The organism is Rhizobium sp. SRI_017 (assembly GCF_057586295.1).
Genome location: NZ_JBYCZP010000025.1, coordinates 45,332 through 61,521, shown reverse-complemented (window position 1 = coordinate 61,521; position 16,190 = coordinate 45,332). Strand labels below are relative to the sequence as shown.

Annotated in this window: 11 protein-coding genes; 2 read left to right on the top strand and 9 right to left on the bottom strand. The window is 61.8% G+C overall.

What is annotated here, in order from left to right; genetic code table 11:
- From AC2YI2_RS32240 to AC2YI2_RS32230, 3 genes are all read right to left on the bottom strand, one after another.
- Positions 1–942: a DUF2493 domain-containing protein gene (locus AC2YI2_RS32240; RefSeq protein ID WP_487390628.1), complete on the bottom strand. Its 942-nt coding sequence runs from the start codon at positions 940–942 to the stop codon at positions 1–3.
- A 377-nt stretch (positions 943–1,319) separates the two neighbouring features.
- On the bottom strand, positions 1,320–2,357 hold the full coding sequence (locus tag AC2YI2_RS32235) for a DUF7146 domain-containing protein (protein WP_487390627.1): 1,038 nt from the start codon (positions 2,355–2,357) through the stop codon (positions 1,320–1,322).
- A gap of 15 nt (positions 2,358–2,372) precedes the next feature.
- On the bottom strand, positions 2,373–6,827 hold the full coding sequence (locus tag AC2YI2_RS32230) for a strawberry notch-like NTP hydrolase domain-containing protein (RefSeq protein ID WP_487390626.1): 4,455 nt from the start codon (positions 6,825–6,827) through the stop codon (positions 2,373–2,375).
- 543 nt (positions 6,828–7,370) lie between these two features.
- On the opposite strand from AC2YI2_RS32230, the gene AC2YI2_RS32225 reads away from it, so the two are divergent.
- Together AC2YI2_RS32225 and AC2YI2_RS32220 are read left to right on the top strand one after the other, a co-directional pair.
- On the top strand, positions 7,371–8,561 hold the full coding sequence (locus AC2YI2_RS32225) for a DUF1173 domain-containing protein (RefSeq protein ID WP_487390641.1): 1,191 nt from the start codon (positions 7,371–7,373) through the stop codon (positions 8,559–8,561).
- An 83-nt stretch (positions 8,562–8,644) separates the two neighbouring features.
- Positions 8,645–8,857 (top strand): hypothetical protein, encoded by a 213-nt coding sequence (locus tag AC2YI2_RS32220; RefSeq protein ID WP_487390625.1) that lies wholly within the window; start codon positions 8,645–8,647, stop codon positions 8,855–8,857.
- Between the two features lie 49 nt (positions 8,858–8,906).
- Here the strand turns inward: AC2YI2_RS32220 and AC2YI2_RS32215 are convergent, their stop codons facing one another.
- The 6 genes from AC2YI2_RS32215 to repB all read right to left on the bottom strand — a co-directional run bounded on the left by AC2YI2_RS32215 (position 8,907) and on the right by repB (position 16,142).
- The gene (locus AC2YI2_RS32215) at positions 8,907–9,122 is read right to left on the bottom strand and encodes a hypothetical protein (RefSeq protein ID WP_487390624.1); all 216 of its coding nucleotides are present in this window, start codon (positions 9,120–9,122) and stop codon (positions 8,907–8,909) included.
- Positions 9,123–9,238: 116 nt separating this feature from the next.
- Positions 9,239–10,429 (bottom strand): DUF932 domain-containing protein, encoded by a 1,191-nt coding sequence (locus tag AC2YI2_RS32210; protein ID WP_487390623.1) that lies wholly within the window; start codon positions 10,427–10,429, stop codon positions 9,239–9,241.
- 157 nt (positions 10,430–10,586) lie between these two features.
- Complete coding sequence (locus tag AC2YI2_RS32205; RefSeq protein WP_487390622.1) at positions 10,587–11,009, bottom strand: antirestriction protein; 423 nt, start codon at positions 11,007–11,009, stop codon at positions 10,587–10,589.
- Between the two features lie 203 nt (positions 11,010–11,212).
- The gene (locus AC2YI2_RS32200) at positions 11,213–13,363 is read right to left on the bottom strand and encodes a ParB/RepB/Spo0J family partition protein (protein WP_487390621.1); all 2,151 of its coding nucleotides are present in this window, start codon (positions 13,361–13,363) and stop codon (positions 11,213–11,215) included.
- 396 nt (positions 13,364–13,759) lie between these two features.
- The gene (gene repC, locus AC2YI2_RS32195; RefSeq protein WP_487390620.1) at positions 13,760–14,992 is read right to left on the bottom strand and encodes a plasmid replication protein RepC; all 1,233 of its coding nucleotides are present in this window, start codon (positions 14,990–14,992) and stop codon (positions 13,760–13,762) included.
- 157 nt (positions 14,993–15,149) lie between these two features.
- Entirely contained in the window at positions 15,150–16,142 is a 993-nt protein-coding gene (gene repB / locus AC2YI2_RS32190) for a plasmid partitioning protein RepB (RefSeq protein WP_487390619.1), read from the bottom strand.
- Between the last annotated feature and the right edge of the window lie 48 nt (positions 16,143–16,190).

The following is a 16,190-nucleotide window of genomic DNA, read 5'->3' as shown; positions in this document are numbered from 1 at the left end:
TCACGCGCCGTCTCCCTGGACCTGCCAGACCGGGATGCCGAGTTGTCGGGCCTTGTCGACGAGATTGCCGGTGATGCCGGAGCCGGGAAAGGCGACGACGCCTGATGGCATGACCGAGAGCATATCGTCGTTGCGGCGGAAGGGTGCTGCCTTGGCGTGCTTCGTCCAGTTCGGCTTGAAGGCGATCTGCGTCACCTTGCGGGTTTCCGCCCAGCAGGCGGCGATGCGTTCGGCGCCTTTCGGCGATCCGCCGTGCAGCAGCACCATGTCGGGATATTTGGCGAGAGCCTGATCGAGTTTCGCCCAGATCCGGTCGTGATCGTTGTAGTCGGTGCCGCCGCCGAAGGCAATCTTGGTACCGGCCGGGATCAGCACCTCGGTCTCGGCATGCCGGCGGGCAGAGAGGAAATCCCGGGAGTCGATCATCGCCGCGGTCATGTTGGCGTGATTGACCTTCGAGCCGGTGCGCGGCCGCCAGGGCGTTCCGGTCTGCGCCTCGAAGAGATCGGCTGCGTAGTCGCGCATGTACTCGAAGGCGTTGCGGCGCTCCAGAAGCGAGATGCCTTCGACGATGTGTCGCTCGAGCTCGACCGACTTCACCTCGGAGCCGTCCTGGTCACGCTGGCCGTTGCGCTGTGCGTCCTCGTTGCGCTGAAGCTCGCGCTGGATACGCTCGCCGGCGCGGTGGAAGAGATTGACCGTCGACCAGAGAAGATCTTCGAGATCGGGCTCCAGCCGCGTGTCGCCGAGCATCTCAAACATTGCGGAGAACATCGCGGTCAGCGCCGACTGGACGACCGGCTCCTCGGGCAGCGGACGCGGATCCGGCTCGTCCTGAAACGGGCGGTAGCCAAAGACTTGCATCTCGTAGATGAAGCGGTCCGTCGGGGAAGACGCGTGGTGCGGCTCGAAGGCGTCGGCGATGGGAAGGGTCAGGTTCATGATGGTCTCCGTCGGGTTGGGCCGCGCCTCTCGCGGCCTGACGGCGATCCCTGTTCAGGCGGCGGGCGGGGCCGGAACCGCGAGCGCAGCGAAGCGGCCCAGCGCAGCGCCGGGCGGTTGAGGGAGGGTTTCTTGGCCCGCGAGGAGCGCCGGCTGCCGCATCGGCCCGAAAAGTGGGAACCGGTTTTCGGACCGGCCGATGCGGACTAAAAAGCCGGCGCGGGGAAGAAACCTGACTGACCCGCAGAAGGCTCGCCCGCCGTCTGGTAAGGCTCGCCTCTCGCCAGGCCCGCAGGCGCGCGCCATCCGGACGGCGACTGGCAGAGCCCCCCTTCTCTACGCCGCCGCGCCAGCCCCTCGCGTTCCTCAAGGCCAAATCAGGCGGGCAGAAAGACTTGAGCGTCCTCCTGTGCGAGCTGTGCCCGAAGATTTGCGATGAGCCGCTCCGGTCCAAGCCGGCGCAGATCCTCGTTGAAGTCGCCGAGCTCAGGGGTGAGCACAAGCGGCAGGATGCCAAACGCCTGCGTTCGGCGGCTCAATCCCTCGATGCCATGCCGGCCAGCGGCATCCGCGTCAGCGGCGACGTAGAGGCGCAGGCACCCGGTTGGCGGCCGGAACGTGGCAAGGTGATTGGCCGTCAGCGCCGAGACGATCGGCATATCGGGCATCACATGCGAGAGCGACAACATGCTCTCGAGCCCCTCGCCCGCCGCCACGACAGGCACGAGGCCATCGACAGGAAAGCGGAACCGCACGGCGTTGCCGAGCAGCCCGCCAAGCGCACGGCGGGGATCATCGACCCTCGCCTTGCCGCCACCGTCCGGATCCAGCCAGGTGCGATGCACGCCGGTGATCGCGCCGGCTTGATCGGTCACGGCTGCGATCAGCGCTGGATAACTGCTCGTCCTGCCGCTGACGAGATCACGATAGTAGCAGGACGGGTGGAAGCGGAGCGAGGGATGCAACGACGCGCGCAGGATGCCACGCTGGCGCAGGTAGCTGTCAGCAAGCGTGCCGGAGAGCGGCTGCGTCATACGGAACAGGCGTGTTGCACGTTCCCCAGCCGGCCTTTCGACCGGCAGGCTGTCGAGGGACTCCTCCCTGCGGGACGAAACCGGTCTGGACTGAGGTTCGTTCAGGAAACGCCGCGCCTCATCGGCAACGTCGCGGAAATCGACCAGTCCACAGGATTCGCGCACGAGATCGAGCAGGTCACCATACTGGGTGGTCGCCGCGTCCGCCCACCTGCCCTTGCGGGGTCCGCAGAGATGAACGTAAAGCGACTTCCCCTTGCTGTTGGCGACGTCGCCGACGACCCAGTAATTGCCGGCCCGATGGCCGGCGGAGAGATAATAACGGCAGACCGCCTCGGCATCGCGCGCCAGACGATCCGCCAATTGCGAGGCGGAGAGCATGGTGTATGGCCTCCATCACGTCCGGCCGGCGACATCGACGACGCGATGGCGCTCGATAAGCCGTGAAAGGATCGCGGGGCCCTCGTCCGTGGTCGGGACAAAGAACCTCACCTTCCAGGTGATCATTTCGGAGAACAGGCCGAGGGATCTCAGCCTGTCGCGCATCCCATCGGTGAAGCCGGAGAGCTCAATGCGATAGTCGTTCATCACTCGAACGCGCCGCAGCGTCATGTTGCCGGCGAGTGCGACGACTGCCCACCCGCCGAGCAGCGATCGCCAGACCTGGGCGGCAGTGATGACTTCCGTCTGGTCGAGCCCGAAATTCCGGCAAAGCCGGGAGAGCCCCTCCGCCGATATCAAGCGGCCGACGATACGTTCGCCCTCGTCGGTCTCAAGGCGATAGACCCGGCAATAATCCTGCGGCAGCAGTTTCCAGATCGGCAACAGGAGGCCGGAGACGACATGCATGGTCGATACGGAGAACTCCGGAAGATCGCCAACTTCCGCGTTCCAGGCGGCGGAAAAGCTCTGCTCGTCCGCTTCCTCCCAGTTCGTTTCGGCGAGCTGGCGCACCTCGAAGCGGTTTTCGTCCATCGGTCGGATGAGCGCCACGCGCGGCTGGATCGAGCCGTCATCGAGCATGACCGACCGTGTTGGTATCTGCACGGCCGCACGGCCCGACTTGCCGTTGAGCATCAACATGGCACGGGGATCTCGCGCAGCGAGTCCCAAGGCGTCACCAAGCGGCATCGGCTCGTTGCGGTCCATGCGTTCGATCGTCAGGAGATGCGACTGCGCTCCGGTGACGGGATGGGTGTACACCAGTTGTCTGGCCGTCACCGTCATCCGGTCCGCTGTCAGTGTCTCCAGCCCCTTGTCGTAGACTCCCGCTGCGATCGCGCCCTCGATGCGGGCGGCCAATAATTGCTCGAAGGCGTCGAAGAGCAAGTTCTGCATGGCGATGGTGAGCGCCAGCATGCGGTTGAGGAAGGTATGGATCGGCGGCAACTCGTCCTTGAGGCCGCCTTCTTCCGCGCTCAGCGACAGGCCGGTGATGGTCTCGAATTTTTCCAGCGAACATCCTGCGACCCCGCCGCCGTGGATCAGCTTATAGAACTGCCGGAGCGCATCGCGGGCATATTGGGATTCGAGATTATCCTCCGAGCGGAACATCCCCTGCCCGCCTGTCTGCCGTTGCCCACGGGTGATGGCGCCGAGCGTGTCGAGGCGTCGGGCGATGGTCGACAGGAAGCGTCGCTCGGCCTTGACGTTGGTGGCGATCATCCGGAAGCGCGGTGGCTGCGCCTGGTTGGTGCGATGGCTGCGCCCGAGCCCCTGGATTGCCACGTCGGCTCGCCAGCCGGCTTCGAGGAGATTGTGAAGGCGCAGGCGCTGGTTCTTCGCGCTGAGATCGGCATGGTAGGACCGTCCCGTGCCGCCGGCTTCGGAGAAGATCAGGATCGGCTTCTCGTCGTCCATGAAGGCGCGGGTCTCGTCGAGATTGGCGCTGCCCGGCCGGCTTTCGACGGCGAAGCGGTCGATCGTGCCGCCGTCGTCGCGGCGGACGATGCGGCGCGTGCGGTCGGTGATCTCGGCGACGCGATCGGTGCCGAAGCGCTGGACGATCTGGTCGAGCGCGGTCGGAATCGCCGGCAGGCTACCGAGCCGTTCGAGCAACGCATCCCGGCGGGCGACGGCTTCCCGGCACGGGACAGGATTGCCGTCGGCGTCGTAAACCGGCCTCGAGAGGAGATTGCCTTCGGCGTCGGAATATTCCTCGAAGAGCTGGGTCGGGAAGGAATGGTTGAGATATTCCGCGACGATCTCGCGCGGGGTAATGTCGACCTGAATATCGCCCCATTCTTCGGTCGGGATTTCCGCGAGCCGACGTTCGGTAAGCGATTGACCGGTGGAGATGATCTGGACGATCGCTGCATGCCCTTCCTCGACGTCCCTCGTCGTCGCGTCGATCAGCGCCGGCGTCTTCATCGACGTCAGCAGATGATTGAAAAAGCGCTGCTTCGAGCTTTCGAAGGCGGACCGGGCGGCGGCCTTGGCGTTTTTATTGCGCGTGGTGCCGTTGCCTGCCGCACTGGTCGCACTAGCGATGCCGGTGGCTTCCAGTGCCGCGTTAAGATTGTTGTGAATGACCTGGAAAGCCTCGGCATAGGAATCATAGATACGAACCTGTTCCTCGGTCAGTTCGTGTTCGAGGATGTCGTATTCCACACCCTCGAAGGACAGGGATCGGGAGGCGTAGAGCCCCATCGCCTTGAGATCGCGTGCCAGCACTTCCATGGTCGCCACGCCGCCGTCTTCGATCGCCGCGATGAACTCCGATCGCGTCGAGAAGGGGAAATCCGCGCCGCCCCAAAGGCCAAGACGCTCGGCATAAGCCAGCGACTCCACCTCGGATGCACCGGTTGCCGAGACGTAAACGACACGAGCTTCGGGAAGGGCGCGCTGGAGGCGAAGACCCCCGCGGCCCTGTTGCGAGGCGGCTTTTTCGCCGCGCTCGGACTTGCCGCCGGCGGCATTGGCCATGGCATGGCTCTCATCGAAGATGACGACACCCTCGAAATCGCCACCGAGCCAGTCGACGATCTGCTGGACACGCGAACGTTTTCCTTCGCGCTCGTCGGTGCCCAGTGTGGCGAACGTGACGAAGAGGATGCCTTCATCGAGCTTGATCGGCTTGCCCTGGCGGAAGCGTGACAGCGGTGTAACCAGCAGCTTTTCCTGCCCGAGCGCGCTCCAGTCGCGCTGCGCATCCTCGATCAGGGTCTCGGATTTCGAGATCCACAGGTGGCGGCGACGGCCCTTAAGCCAATTGTCCAAGATGATGCCAGCAGCCTGGCGGCCCTTGCCCGCACCCGTGCCATCACCGAGAAACCAGCCACGGCGAAAGCGGATAGCGCCTTCCGCTTCGGGTGCGACGGCCTTGAGATTGTCGAAACTGGTATCAATGGACCAATGGCCCGCGAGATAGCCGGAGTGAGCCTCGCCGGCATAGATGACGCTTTCAAGCTGGGCATCGGAGAGATCGCCGTCTGTAATAACGCGCTTCGGCAGTTGCGGCCGATAGGTGGGCTTGGGTGGCGCGACGGATGCCATGGCGACGGATTCGACCAGCTTGTCCGGATGCGGTTTTGCGTCCGGAATGCGGATCGCCTGCAGCCGATAAGGCTCGTAGATGCCCTCGGCGACCTCGACGCGGGCCGGCGGGGATGCTTCGCGGAGTTCGTAGGTGAGTTCGACCGCTTCACCACCAACGGGCGGGGGCGCTGAAGACAGCGGCTGTGGCACGCGAGCAGCGGCCGAAGAGCGCGTTGCCGGAGTCGTCACGGCCGCGGGGCGCAGGGTATCCGCCGCCTTGCGGACGGCCATCTTTGCCGCACAGGCGCGTAAGATTCCGTAGGAAAGCGCGCCGATGGAGTTCGACGCGGTCGAAGGCGAGCGTGGCGGAAGGTCTGAGATCCATGAAAGCAATGTTTCCAGATCGGGAGCGACATCGTGCGAGACGATGAGGCGTGTCGGATCGGCGGCGGCGATCTTGTCGATCACGGTCAGCCGCGTTTCCATCGTCGTCCCGTGCCGGGCATAGACCGAGCCATCGATCGCGGCGCTGAACAGAACCGTGCCACGCTCCTGCAGGCCGACGAAGGCGTCGCGCCATTTGGAATTGTCTGGAGACAAGCTGGAGCCGGTGATCGCCACCAGCCGGCCGCCAGGAGCAAGCCGCGCGAAGGCGGACGCAAGGTGACGCCAAGCGGCGTCGGCCATGCGGCCTTCGACATGAACACCGGCGGAAAATGGCGAGTTCATCAACACAAGAGTGGGGCGAACCGAACGGTCGAGATAGTCGTCGATGTGGGCGGCGTCGTGCTGCGACACCGCCGATCCCGAGAAGAGTTGTTCCAAGAGCGAGCGGCGGACCGCGGCGTATTCGTTTAGAGAAAGGCGCGCATGCGCGAGTTCGGCAAAGATCGCCATCAGGCCGGTCCCGGCCGAAGGTTCAAGCACGATATCGTCAGCCATGACGCCGGCGGCGCGGGCTGCGACAAATGCTAACGGGATCGGGGTTGAGAACTGCTGGAGATGCTGGCTTTCCTCCGAGCGGCGTGTGTGCGTCGGGGCCAGGCACGCGACCTTTGTCAACATCGCCAACGTCGCCAGCGGAGCATTCGCGTGGGCGCAAATCGCCGCGCCGAACTTGCGCAGAAACAGGACCTGCGCCACTTCGGTCGCTTCATAGGCGTCCTTCCATGCCCAGAAGCCTTCGGCGTCCGAACCGCCGAAGGCAGCCGTGAGGATAGCGCGAAGATCGGCTGCGCCGATTGCCTGGCCGCGTTCGAGAAACGGCAAAAGCTGATGACCTGCGAAGAGAATTTTTCCAGCGCGGCCGGCGCGATCGGTGGAAGCAAGCGAGGTGACCGCCGCGTTTGCGGCGCCGGATGTGATGACGTTCATGACAAATCCTGTCGAGAGCGAGAAAGGACAGACCCGCCCCGACGCTCTCCAAAACCCCGGCAGGCCGCCCCTTTCCGGCCCCTCTCTCCCTCCGGGCGAGCAGGCGGGGAGCCCCCTGCCCTTCACCCAGGTGCGAGATTCAGGTTGCCGAAGGCTGCAGCGCCGGCGACCGAAAGCTCATGGAGGGCGGCGTTGCCGCCGGCGGCAATCCAGTTTGCGGCCTCATCTGCGCTGAGCTGGTGGACGTAGGGCCGTCAATGGACGAGCGCGAAGCGGACGGCCCGGACAACCTCCGAGCGGAAGTTGAGGATGACCGGTGCGACGGGTGAGACGGCCGAGCGGGACTGGTCGGTTGCAGGCATGGACATGATGCTCTCCGTGGAAAGCGGAAGGCCCGGCGCTCATGTCGGAGCACCGGGCCGGACGGTCTGGTGCGGGACGAGTTGTCACTTGAAAGGTGGAGGCAAAAGCCTTTACTATCTGTTATTTGATAGTAAAAGGAGGCCATCGATATACGCCCGAGCGCGGCAAGGGAGAACAGAGGTGCGCAACTTCACGATCGGCGATCAGACATTGCCCGAATCCTCGCCAGAGTTTCGGGCACTGCTTCCCCACGCCTATGAGCAACGGCTTCGCCCGATGTGTATGTGCAAGAAGCCGCCGGTTCCAATGTATATCGCGCGCCTGGAGGATCAGTATCACATCAAGCGCATGCCGCTTTCGGGTCGCGACCACGACCCTGCGTGCCCTTCCTATGAGCCGCCCTACGAGCTGTCCGGCCTCGGTCCCCTGATCGGAAATGCGATCCAGATCGATGCCACCGGCAAGGCAGAGCTGAAGCTGGATTTTTCCCTGACAAAGCGCGGGCCACGATCGGCGCCAGGCGCAACGACTGAAGCAGCCGAGCCCGGCATTCGCAGTGAGCCGAAAAAGCTGTCACTGAGGGCGATGCTGCATTATCTCTGGGAGGCGGGCGAACTGACGGAGTGGCGCTCGACATGGGCGGGCCGGCGCGGCTGGAGCCGGGTGCGCACGAGCCTCATCAATGCCGCCTCACAGATGACAGCAAGGGGCGGTCCGTTGAGCGACATCCTCTTCGTCCCCGAGGTGTTTCATCCCGAGGATAAGGACGGGATCGGTGCCCGGCGCGCCGCTGCGCTCAAAAACATACAGGCGACAGGGTCGGGACCGCGCAAGCTGATGATGATCGTGGCCGAGGTGAAGGAGTTTTCCGCGGCCCGCGTAGGGCACAGAATCGTTCTACGGCAAATGCCGTTCCCGCTGATGATCGAAGGCGGCGCATGGCGGCGGCTCGCCGCGCGCTATGAGATCGAACTGGAACTTTGGCGCTTGAGCGAGGCCTTCCATCTGATCGTTATCGCCACGTTCGGCGTCTCGGCGGCCGGCATCGCGTCAGTCGAAGAAGTCGCGCTCATGGTGGTCAACGAGCACTGGCTGCCCTTCGAGGACATCAATGAGTTGCGGCTCCTGGAAAAACTCAATCATCTCAAGCGAAAGTGCGTCAAGGGGCTGCGTTTCAACCTGCCCCGCGATGCGCCGATCGTGTCGGTCACATTGCCAGAACAAAAGCCCTCCCCGGTCGCGATGTTCATCGTGCCGGCAAGCGCCGGGGACGATTTCGAGCACGCGCTAGCGGATATGGTCGAGTCGAGACCGGAGATGGCACCTTGGATCTGGCGGGTGGGCGACGGCGAAATGCCGCGACTTCCTTGATATCGGCGCGTGGGAACCGGGGCGTTGACAGGGCGAGGCGAATAAGAGCACCCGCACATCGCTAACTCATTTTTGACCGGACCATGATGAAGCTTGAAAAGAAACCATTCGTCGTCGAGATCAAAAATCGACGCCGCCTGTCCCGGCAAGAGCACTCGATCTGGGGAACAATCGATCTGAAGGCCGCTGGCGATCAGGTCGCCGCCGAAGAGAAATCCGGCAAAAATGGTGCAGCGATGCCTCTGGGGCAGTCCGAGGCTGTTTCAGAGCAAACCGCAACCGAGATCAACGTCTGATCGCATCATAGACCAACTTCGGAACCACCCATCCGTTGACGTAGAAATATCACTTCGCCTTGAGACGCCCGATATAGGCGTCTTGTGCCTTGTGGGAAGCGAGCCGGTTGAAGTGCCTCCGGGAATAGTCGATCGTACCGTCCTCTTCGGTCAGATCCAGCAGACCGGCGGCCGCCAGCACCTCGATATGGCAGCGGAGCGATTTGACAACACCGTCGAAACGGTACTGCTTGTCTAGAGTCGCGTCCAGGCGGCCCTGCTGCATGGGAGAGAGTCCTTCGATCACGAACGTTGGATTGCCTTTCCGGGAATGCTAAAACCCGGCGCAACGGCCGGGTTCCGATCGGGAGAGAGAGGAGATGCGGCCTTCGAACACCATGATCAGGCAGCGCTTTCGAGCAGCTTTCGGCCTTTGCTCTCGAGTTCGAGGCGGGTGTCCTGATGGGTCTTGCCACGCGCCAGCGCGGTAATGCCCTGGACAAAGTCAAAAATTGACTCGGGCGGCCTCCCCTCTTCGGACAAGACCGTCTCGATGATCTTGCCGGTTTCGGCCTTGGAGAAGCCGCGCTTGCGCAGGAAATCCGAGCGATCCTCATCATTGCGAGCAACCACCCTCTCACGGGCGGCGCGAATGCCGGCGATGAAAGGCGCTGGGGAGGAATTGGCAAAGTTCGTGAGCGCGGGCGCCGCCTCGTGGGCGAAGCGTTGCGCCGCAAATTTCGAGTGGCGGATGGTGATTTCCTCGAAATTTTCGGTGCCCCACAGATTGCGATTGGCACAAACCGCCCGCAGATAGAACGACGCGATGCCGAGCGTCTTCGACCCGACTTCGGAATTCCAGGCATAGAACCCGCGAAAGTAGAGATCCGGATCGCCGTTCGGCAGACGCCCAGCCTCGATCGGGTGCGTGTCGTCGACGAGGAAGAGAAAGACATCGCGGTCGCTGGCATAGAGCGTCGTCGTGTCCTTCGTGATATCGACAAAGGGATTGTGGGTCATAGTCGACCAGTCAAGCACGCCCGGTACCTTCCAGATCGTGTCGCCGGTTCCGTTGCCGGCGATGCTCATCACGGCGGCAACCAGGTCTTTATCCCAGATGCGCCCATATTCGGGTCCAGTCACAGCCCGCAACTCCACGCGACCGTCGTCCATCTCCAGTGTTTTGACCAGCTCGGCGCTGTGGTTCAGGAGCCCGTGTTGAAGATTGATCGCCGCCAGCGGCGCAGGCAGCTGCCGCATATAGCTCGTAGGCGCGCCGACCAGGCTGCAAAGTTGACCGTAGCTCCAGTGCGTCGGTGCAATCGGCTGCCGTCCGCCAGGAACGATCAAGGCAAGGCGTTCGGCATTGTCACGGGTGGCTTCGACACGGATCTCGGCGCTTTCAACCGTTCGAACACGGGCGCGATCGGCCCTGGTGCTGACCGCGCGATGAAGATCGGAGAGCGACAGATAGCGCTCGTCGTCGTGGCGGGAGAACCATTCGGACGAGGCACGGCCGATGCGTTCGCCGCGCGAAATATCGACCTTGAAGCCGGAGGAAACCGGCAGCGGGCTGGAAATCATGGTGTTCATGCTCAAATCTCCTGAAACGAAGAAGCTCGGCTGATCGCTTCTGCGATAACCGGGCTGGTGGGGTTGCAAGATGGATTGCTGCCGAAGCGTCTATCCGACGCCGCGACGCGGGCGGGAACGCTTCAGGCGCGCCACCCGGGGGTGGCGCGCAAGCTTCTCAATCGATTGCCTGGAATATCTCGGCAGCTTCCGGATGCTCGGCCGAATAGGCGTAGAGACGCCCGTAGCCCTCTGAGAGATAGTCCGAAGGGTACTGGAACGAGAGATGGGAAAAGGCGAAAAGGGTGGCGATGATGCCGGCGGCCTCGGCGGACACCTCCCCCTGAAATCCGGTGATCTCACCGGTAATCCGAAACCGCGATCTGGATTTCGGCGCAAGGAACAGCGGCTTGCCTTCGTGTTCGTAGAAATCCCAGAAGCCGCCGCCATAGTCGTGCGGGCTCAGCCGGTCCATCAAGCTGTAAACGGCGTTCTCGGCAACAATCAGGAGTGAACGTCCGAACAAAGTGGGCAGGAATACCTGGCGACGCTCTTCGGGGACGACGGTGGCGCATTGAGGTACAATTTCGGATGTCGACATCGATAACTCTCCAGAGAGGCGACAGGGTTCAGGCCGGCCAACCCTCTCTGCATCGCCCGGCTTCGGCCCTGCACTGGCCCCTCTCTTCCTCCTCCGGCCAACCGCAGCCCCTTCCCGGCCCGACGCGCTTTGCCTCCAACGCTCAGACATCAGAAAGGCCCGACACGTAGTCGGGCCTCCATTGAGCGATGGGTTTGGCGCGATTATTCCGCCGCTTCGAGGCGCTCGCCGCCGCCCTTCGCAAGATCGATGGATGTCTCTTCGGCATCCACGCCTTCCCTCAGAAACGCAGGAAGTTCGACAGCGGTACTCTCCATGGCATTATCATCGATGCCATCCGCGTCCGCCACGGAGGCATCGTCGGGTTCGGCGAGGGTCGCGTCGACCGGGAGCCGCAGCACTTCGGGGAGCCAACCACTGCCTTCCAGCAGCCGAGCGGCTTCGCGCGCCATGTCGGGCTTCTTGAGATGATCGATGAGCTGCGCCGACTGTTCGCCCTTCGCCTCACGTACGGCTTGAAGGATATGCGCTTTGGTGACGCGGCCGAGGTAGTTGTCGACCGTCGGCGTCCAGCCCGCCGCGACCATTTCGAATCCGAGCGAACGCGCCAACTGCTTGGCATGAGCGGTTTCCTTCGTGCGCCGGTTCCACGCCTGGACGGTGGCGTTCACTGACAGCGAGACGCAATGGGCAAACAGCGCCATGCGGCTATCCTGGTCGAGCGCGATCAGATAGTCCCAGACCTCGTCGGCATTGCCAGGCAGGTCATAGCCCCAGGACTCCTGCCGCTGTTCGATCTCCTTTGCCCAGATCGTATCTCCGAGCCCCTGCGTCTGACTGAACGCGGTATGCTGCAGCGTGATCTCGAGGCACGAGTCCGCCCCGTATCTGTAGAAGATTTTCAGGACGGCGACATGCAGGGCGGCGATGAAGGCCATCACCGGGTCGTTGGCCAGAGCATTGCGGAGCGCGACCGTGCGGGCGGCCGTGAGATCCTCGATGACGCGATCGGAAAGCGGACGAATCTTGCCATCGTCGTCTTCCGCCTCCTCGACTGCGACGGGCTTGCCGTTGATCGAGATGCCGCCATTCGGCGAAGCCGCAACGGCGTCACCGCTTTGCCCATCACCTTCGCCATAATTGGCATCGACGTCATGCGATTCGACGACAGGTTCATCCTCGGGCCGGACAAAACCGCGTACGATCGTCAGTTCGCCATTGGCGGCAAGCGAGATGAAGGCGCCGCCGCGGGCGACGTCTTCAGAGTCGAAGACGTAGGGCCGGTCGTTCATGGCATCCAGCGCGTTGCCGAGTTCCTCAAGCCGGGCTTCGGTTTCCTCGGAATAATCCGCCGCCGCCGCATATCCCGCGTCGAGCTTATCATATTCCGCCTTCAGGGCGTCATGACGTACAAGCTCCTCCTCGGTGTATTCGGCGCGTTCGCCATAGAACCGGCGAAGACCGGAGGTGTGGCCATAGGAGAAGTCCAACGCCGCATCGACCCATTTCCAGCCCTCCCCGGCCTTCAGTGCTTCGGCGTCGGCGGTCAGCTTTTCGAGGACGAGCTGTTCGAGCAGCGCAGGATCCTGCAGCCATCCGCCATTGTCCTGTTCGAACAAGTCGCGCATCACGACACCGCCGGCTGCCTCATAGACGTCGATACCCACATAAACCACGCGGCGATCGGAGGCTCGGACCGCGGTTTCGGTCAACATCCGCCGGATATAATAGGCATCCTGATTATGTGACCGCGAGATCGTGTCCCAGACCTGCTCCTGGCGGACATGATCATTGGTGATCGAGAATGCCATGACCTGTCCGAGTTTCATCTCGTCATTGGCATAGAGCTCGAGCAGCCGCGGCGAGACCGAAGCCAGCCGCAGGCGTTGCTTCACCGTTGCGACAGACATATGGAAGCGGGCGGCGATTTCTTCCTCGTCAAGTCCCTGTTCGCGCAGCGTCATGATGGCTCGATACTCATCCAGGGGATGCAAATCGACGCGCATGACATTCTCGGCCAGCGAATCCTCGACTTCGAGGGTCTCGCTTTTGCTGACGATGCAGGGAATTCCGACTGTCTTCGAGAGTTTCTTTTGGTTGACCAGCAATTCGAGTGCGCGGTAGCGGCGGCCCCCAGCAGGGATACGATAGATTCCGGTCTCGTTGCCGTCGCCGTCAACTTCAGCACGGACATTAAGGCTGGTCAGCAGTCCGCGATGGGCTATGTCGTCGGCAAGCTCCTCGATCGAGACGCCGGCCTTGATCTTGCGCACGTTCTGCTGGCTGAGCACGAGCTTGTTGAAGGGGATGTCGCGCCCGACGTTGAGCGTGATTTTCTGGATGGCCTGTGCCATGTCGTTTCTCCGTGGCGGGCTGGCCGGAGCCTCTCTCCGACAACCTCAACCCGCCGCGAACACCCCTTCCCCCCTCTCCCTCCTTTTCGGGTCCGCAGCATCCACCGCCCCAGATGGTAGAGAAGGATTCGAGGGCCTTCGCCCGGACGAACGAAAAAATTTCCGGACAAATTCAACGAGAACCCTATTTCTTGGCCATTTCTGGTGTGCTTCCGCTTAGTATGCAAGCACCCTAGGCATTTTTCGCACTTATCATGAGCTCAATCCTCATAAGTCGCTGTATTATATAAGAAAAACACGGAAAAAAACGGCTGACAAGTTCTGGCACTGATCCCTTGGCGCGATCGCTTTGGGGTAAAAATCGACGGCACCGCCGACGGTGACCAGCTTCGGCCGTCAACCTGCGCGCCGCGATCCCTCCCCATTTGCCTTGAGCAACGCAATCAGCATCGGGCCGAGCGAAAACTCGCCACGTTCCGACCGTTTCGTCAGGTCCCGCAGGTAACCACCTGCAGAATTTATGAAGTTCGACCTTTCCAGAATGCACGCCACAGCCACGGCGGCATTCTGCGGTCCCATGGCTTCGCACGCCTCTTCGTAGGCGGACGGGCTGACGCCCAGCATCGAGCGGACCAACACGGCCGCCGCCATCAGCTCGCGCCAATGCGAAATGCCGCCGCCCGGCCCGTAGTCGGCGATTTGGGGGCAAGCTCGAAGAACCATGCCCAGCGGGAAGGACTTAATTGGCTGCGCTTCTGCCTGCGGCACCTTCCTCGGCTGCTGTTCAAGCCGCCCCGTTTCGCCCTGCTCTTTTTCGGAGCTAGGTTCAAGTTCATAGATGGATTCGGGTTTTGAATTCTGTATGTGACATCCATTTTGAATACCATTGCCATCTATATTTTCAGTTTTTATCTGGATTTCTAGGAGGTTGAGGACTTCCACTCTGAGAAGCTCCATTTCATCAAGTGTCGCTTCGACCTGTGTCCGGGAGGGGTGCCGCGGTAGATGCCCAAGAATGCCTGCGCACATGGCTTCTACGGCAAGCCAGTCGCCCGGCGCTCCCTCGTCAATCGCTGCTGTAATCAGTTTCCGAACGTCTCGCCGGCAAATGGTCAATGCTTCCTTCGCCCGGCGAAAGCGAATGCGTTCAGCTGCGATGTCCTGCGCAATAGCTGCAAACTCTGCGGCGCGTGCCACCAGCGGCGTGAGATCGAAGCCATATGCTTGTTCGATCTCACCGTCGCGGTTGCGATGCGCGTAGCGCTTTCCGTTGGGGCTGTCACGGCGCTGGATGAGCCCAGCATCGACGAGCGCCGCCAAGTGTCGCCGTAGCGTGGTTCCTGTGATCCCGTGCGCGCGCACCGATAACTGGCCGTTCGAAGGAAAAACGACCAGGCCCTGCGCCGCGTCGAGCTCCGTCTGGGGATAAAACGTCAACAGCGCGTCGAGAACGGCAAGCGCTCTGTCCTGGAGGCCGAAGCGCTCTCGTGCCTCGCAGAGGTCGCGAAACACTTTCCACTTTTCAACACGCGCAATGAGTTTTGATTCCGCGACCTCAAGCTGGCCCTTCACCAAGGCAAGCGTCATCGCCCGCCGCCCAAAGGGCGTCGTCACATGTCCCGTATGCATTTCTCTCTCACCTTTCTTTAGGCAAAAGAAATCCGCTCACCAAATCGGTGTCAAAGACACTTGACTAAGATTCCGGGAAATGCGATTCTCAATCTTGCTAAGGATAACGAGAGAGGCTTCCACGGTTTGCCGTTTGGGGGCCTTTTTCTTTTGCGGTCTAATCTCCGTCTTCAGGTTTTGACCGTCTGTATTCGTCGTACAGCCGGTCCAATCTGTCTTTAAGCCAATCGCTAAAGGGTTTCGCTTCGACATTCGAAAGCTCGATCGCAACCCTCTTCGCCCTCGCATTCATCACGAAACTCAATGAACTATCGTTCGACGTCCATTGCGTCTCGGATGAGGTGGCCTTCGTCTTTTTTGCCGCCGATCTGATCTTGTATCGCTTTAGATACTCGTGGAGATCGTCGAATCTGCTTTCTTCGGCGAGACCGAGAAACTCGGCACTGCCGGCGTAGTCCGTGGCAACTCGAAGAAGGGCAGGGGCGAGCAGTAGCTGGCGTAGGCTCAACCACTTGTCGCGTCCGATCCTCTTGGCGGCGCCGAGCACTTTAATGACAGGGGCAGGAACTACTTCGACGACGCCAAGCATCTTGGAGAGCATTGCCTCATCAATCGCGAGCGACGACCGGACGATTTCTTTCGTCATCCCTGAGGCAAGCAGGTTCTGAGCAAAATAGGCACGTTCGATAAATGACAGATTTGAGCGGGCGGAATTTTCCTGCCCTTGCGCGATCGCAGAGGCGATGTCGTCGAGTTTTTTGACAACGGCCTTGACCGGGATACCGAGCTCCTGAGCGACCCTGAGGCGACGATGTCCGAAGACGACCATGTAACGCTGGCCATCGGTCGAACTCGGCCGAACTAGAATGGGCGTCGACTGGCCGGATTCCTTGATCGCTTGCTTGAGTTCCTGATACTCTTCGTCATCGTCGGAAAGTCGATCTGCAACGAAGGACACGTCGAGCGACCGCGGATCCAACTCCACGATGACTTCGCCTTCCATCAGCCTCTTCGTATTCTCTGCCAGGTCCTCTATTGAGCGGACAACCGTTTTTGCGGCGCCTGTCATGCCGTAGCCCGGTTTGGTGGGTGCCTTGTTAGCCGTGATGGACGCAATGTCCAATTTTGCAAACGGGTTTTCACGCGACATAATCGGCCTCCAGTTTTTCCTTCAACCCGAATAAGGCACTGAACTGGC

What these genes read in the sequence shown, in the direction of transcription:
- AC2YI2_RS32240 (WP_487390628.1), bottom strand. Translation starts at nt 942, where the DNA reads ATGAACCTGACCCTTCCCATCGCCGACGCCTTCGAGCCGCACCACGCG.
- AC2YI2_RS32235 (WP_487390627.1), bottom strand. Translation starts at nt 2,357, where the DNA reads ATGCTCTCCGCCTCGCAATTGGCGGATCGTCTGGCGCGCGATGCCGAG.
- AC2YI2_RS32230 (WP_487390626.1), bottom strand. Translation starts at nt 6,827, where the DNA reads ATGAACGTCATCACATCCGGCGCCGCAAACGCGGCGGTCACCTCGCTT.
- AC2YI2_RS32220 (WP_487390625.1), top strand. Translation starts at nt 8,645, where the DNA reads ATGATGAAGCTTGAAAAGAAACCATTCGTCGTCGAGATCAAAAATCGA.
- AC2YI2_RS32215 (WP_487390624.1), bottom strand. Translation starts at nt 9,122, where the DNA reads ATGCAGCAGGGCCGCCTGGACGCGACTCTAGACAAGCAGTACCGTTTC.
- AC2YI2_RS32210 (WP_487390623.1), bottom strand. Translation starts at nt 10,429, where the DNA reads ATGAACACCATGATTTCCAGCCCGCTGCCGGTTTCCTCCGGCTTCAAG.
- AC2YI2_RS32205 (WP_487390622.1), bottom strand. Translation starts at nt 11,009, where the DNA reads ATGTCGACATCCGAAATTGTACCTCAATGCGCCACCGTCGTCCCCGAA.
- AC2YI2_RS32200 (WP_487390621.1), bottom strand. Translation starts at nt 13,363, where the DNA reads ATGGCACAGGCCATCCAGAAAATCACGCTCAACGTCGGGCGCGACATC.
- repC (WP_487390620.1), bottom strand. Translation starts at nt 14,992, where the DNA reads ATGCATACGGGACATGTGACGACGCCCTTTGGGCGGCGGGCGATGACG.
- repB (WP_487390619.1), bottom strand. Translation starts at nt 16,142, where the DNA reads ATGTCGCGTGAAAACCCGTTTGCAAAATTGGACATTGCGTCCATCACG.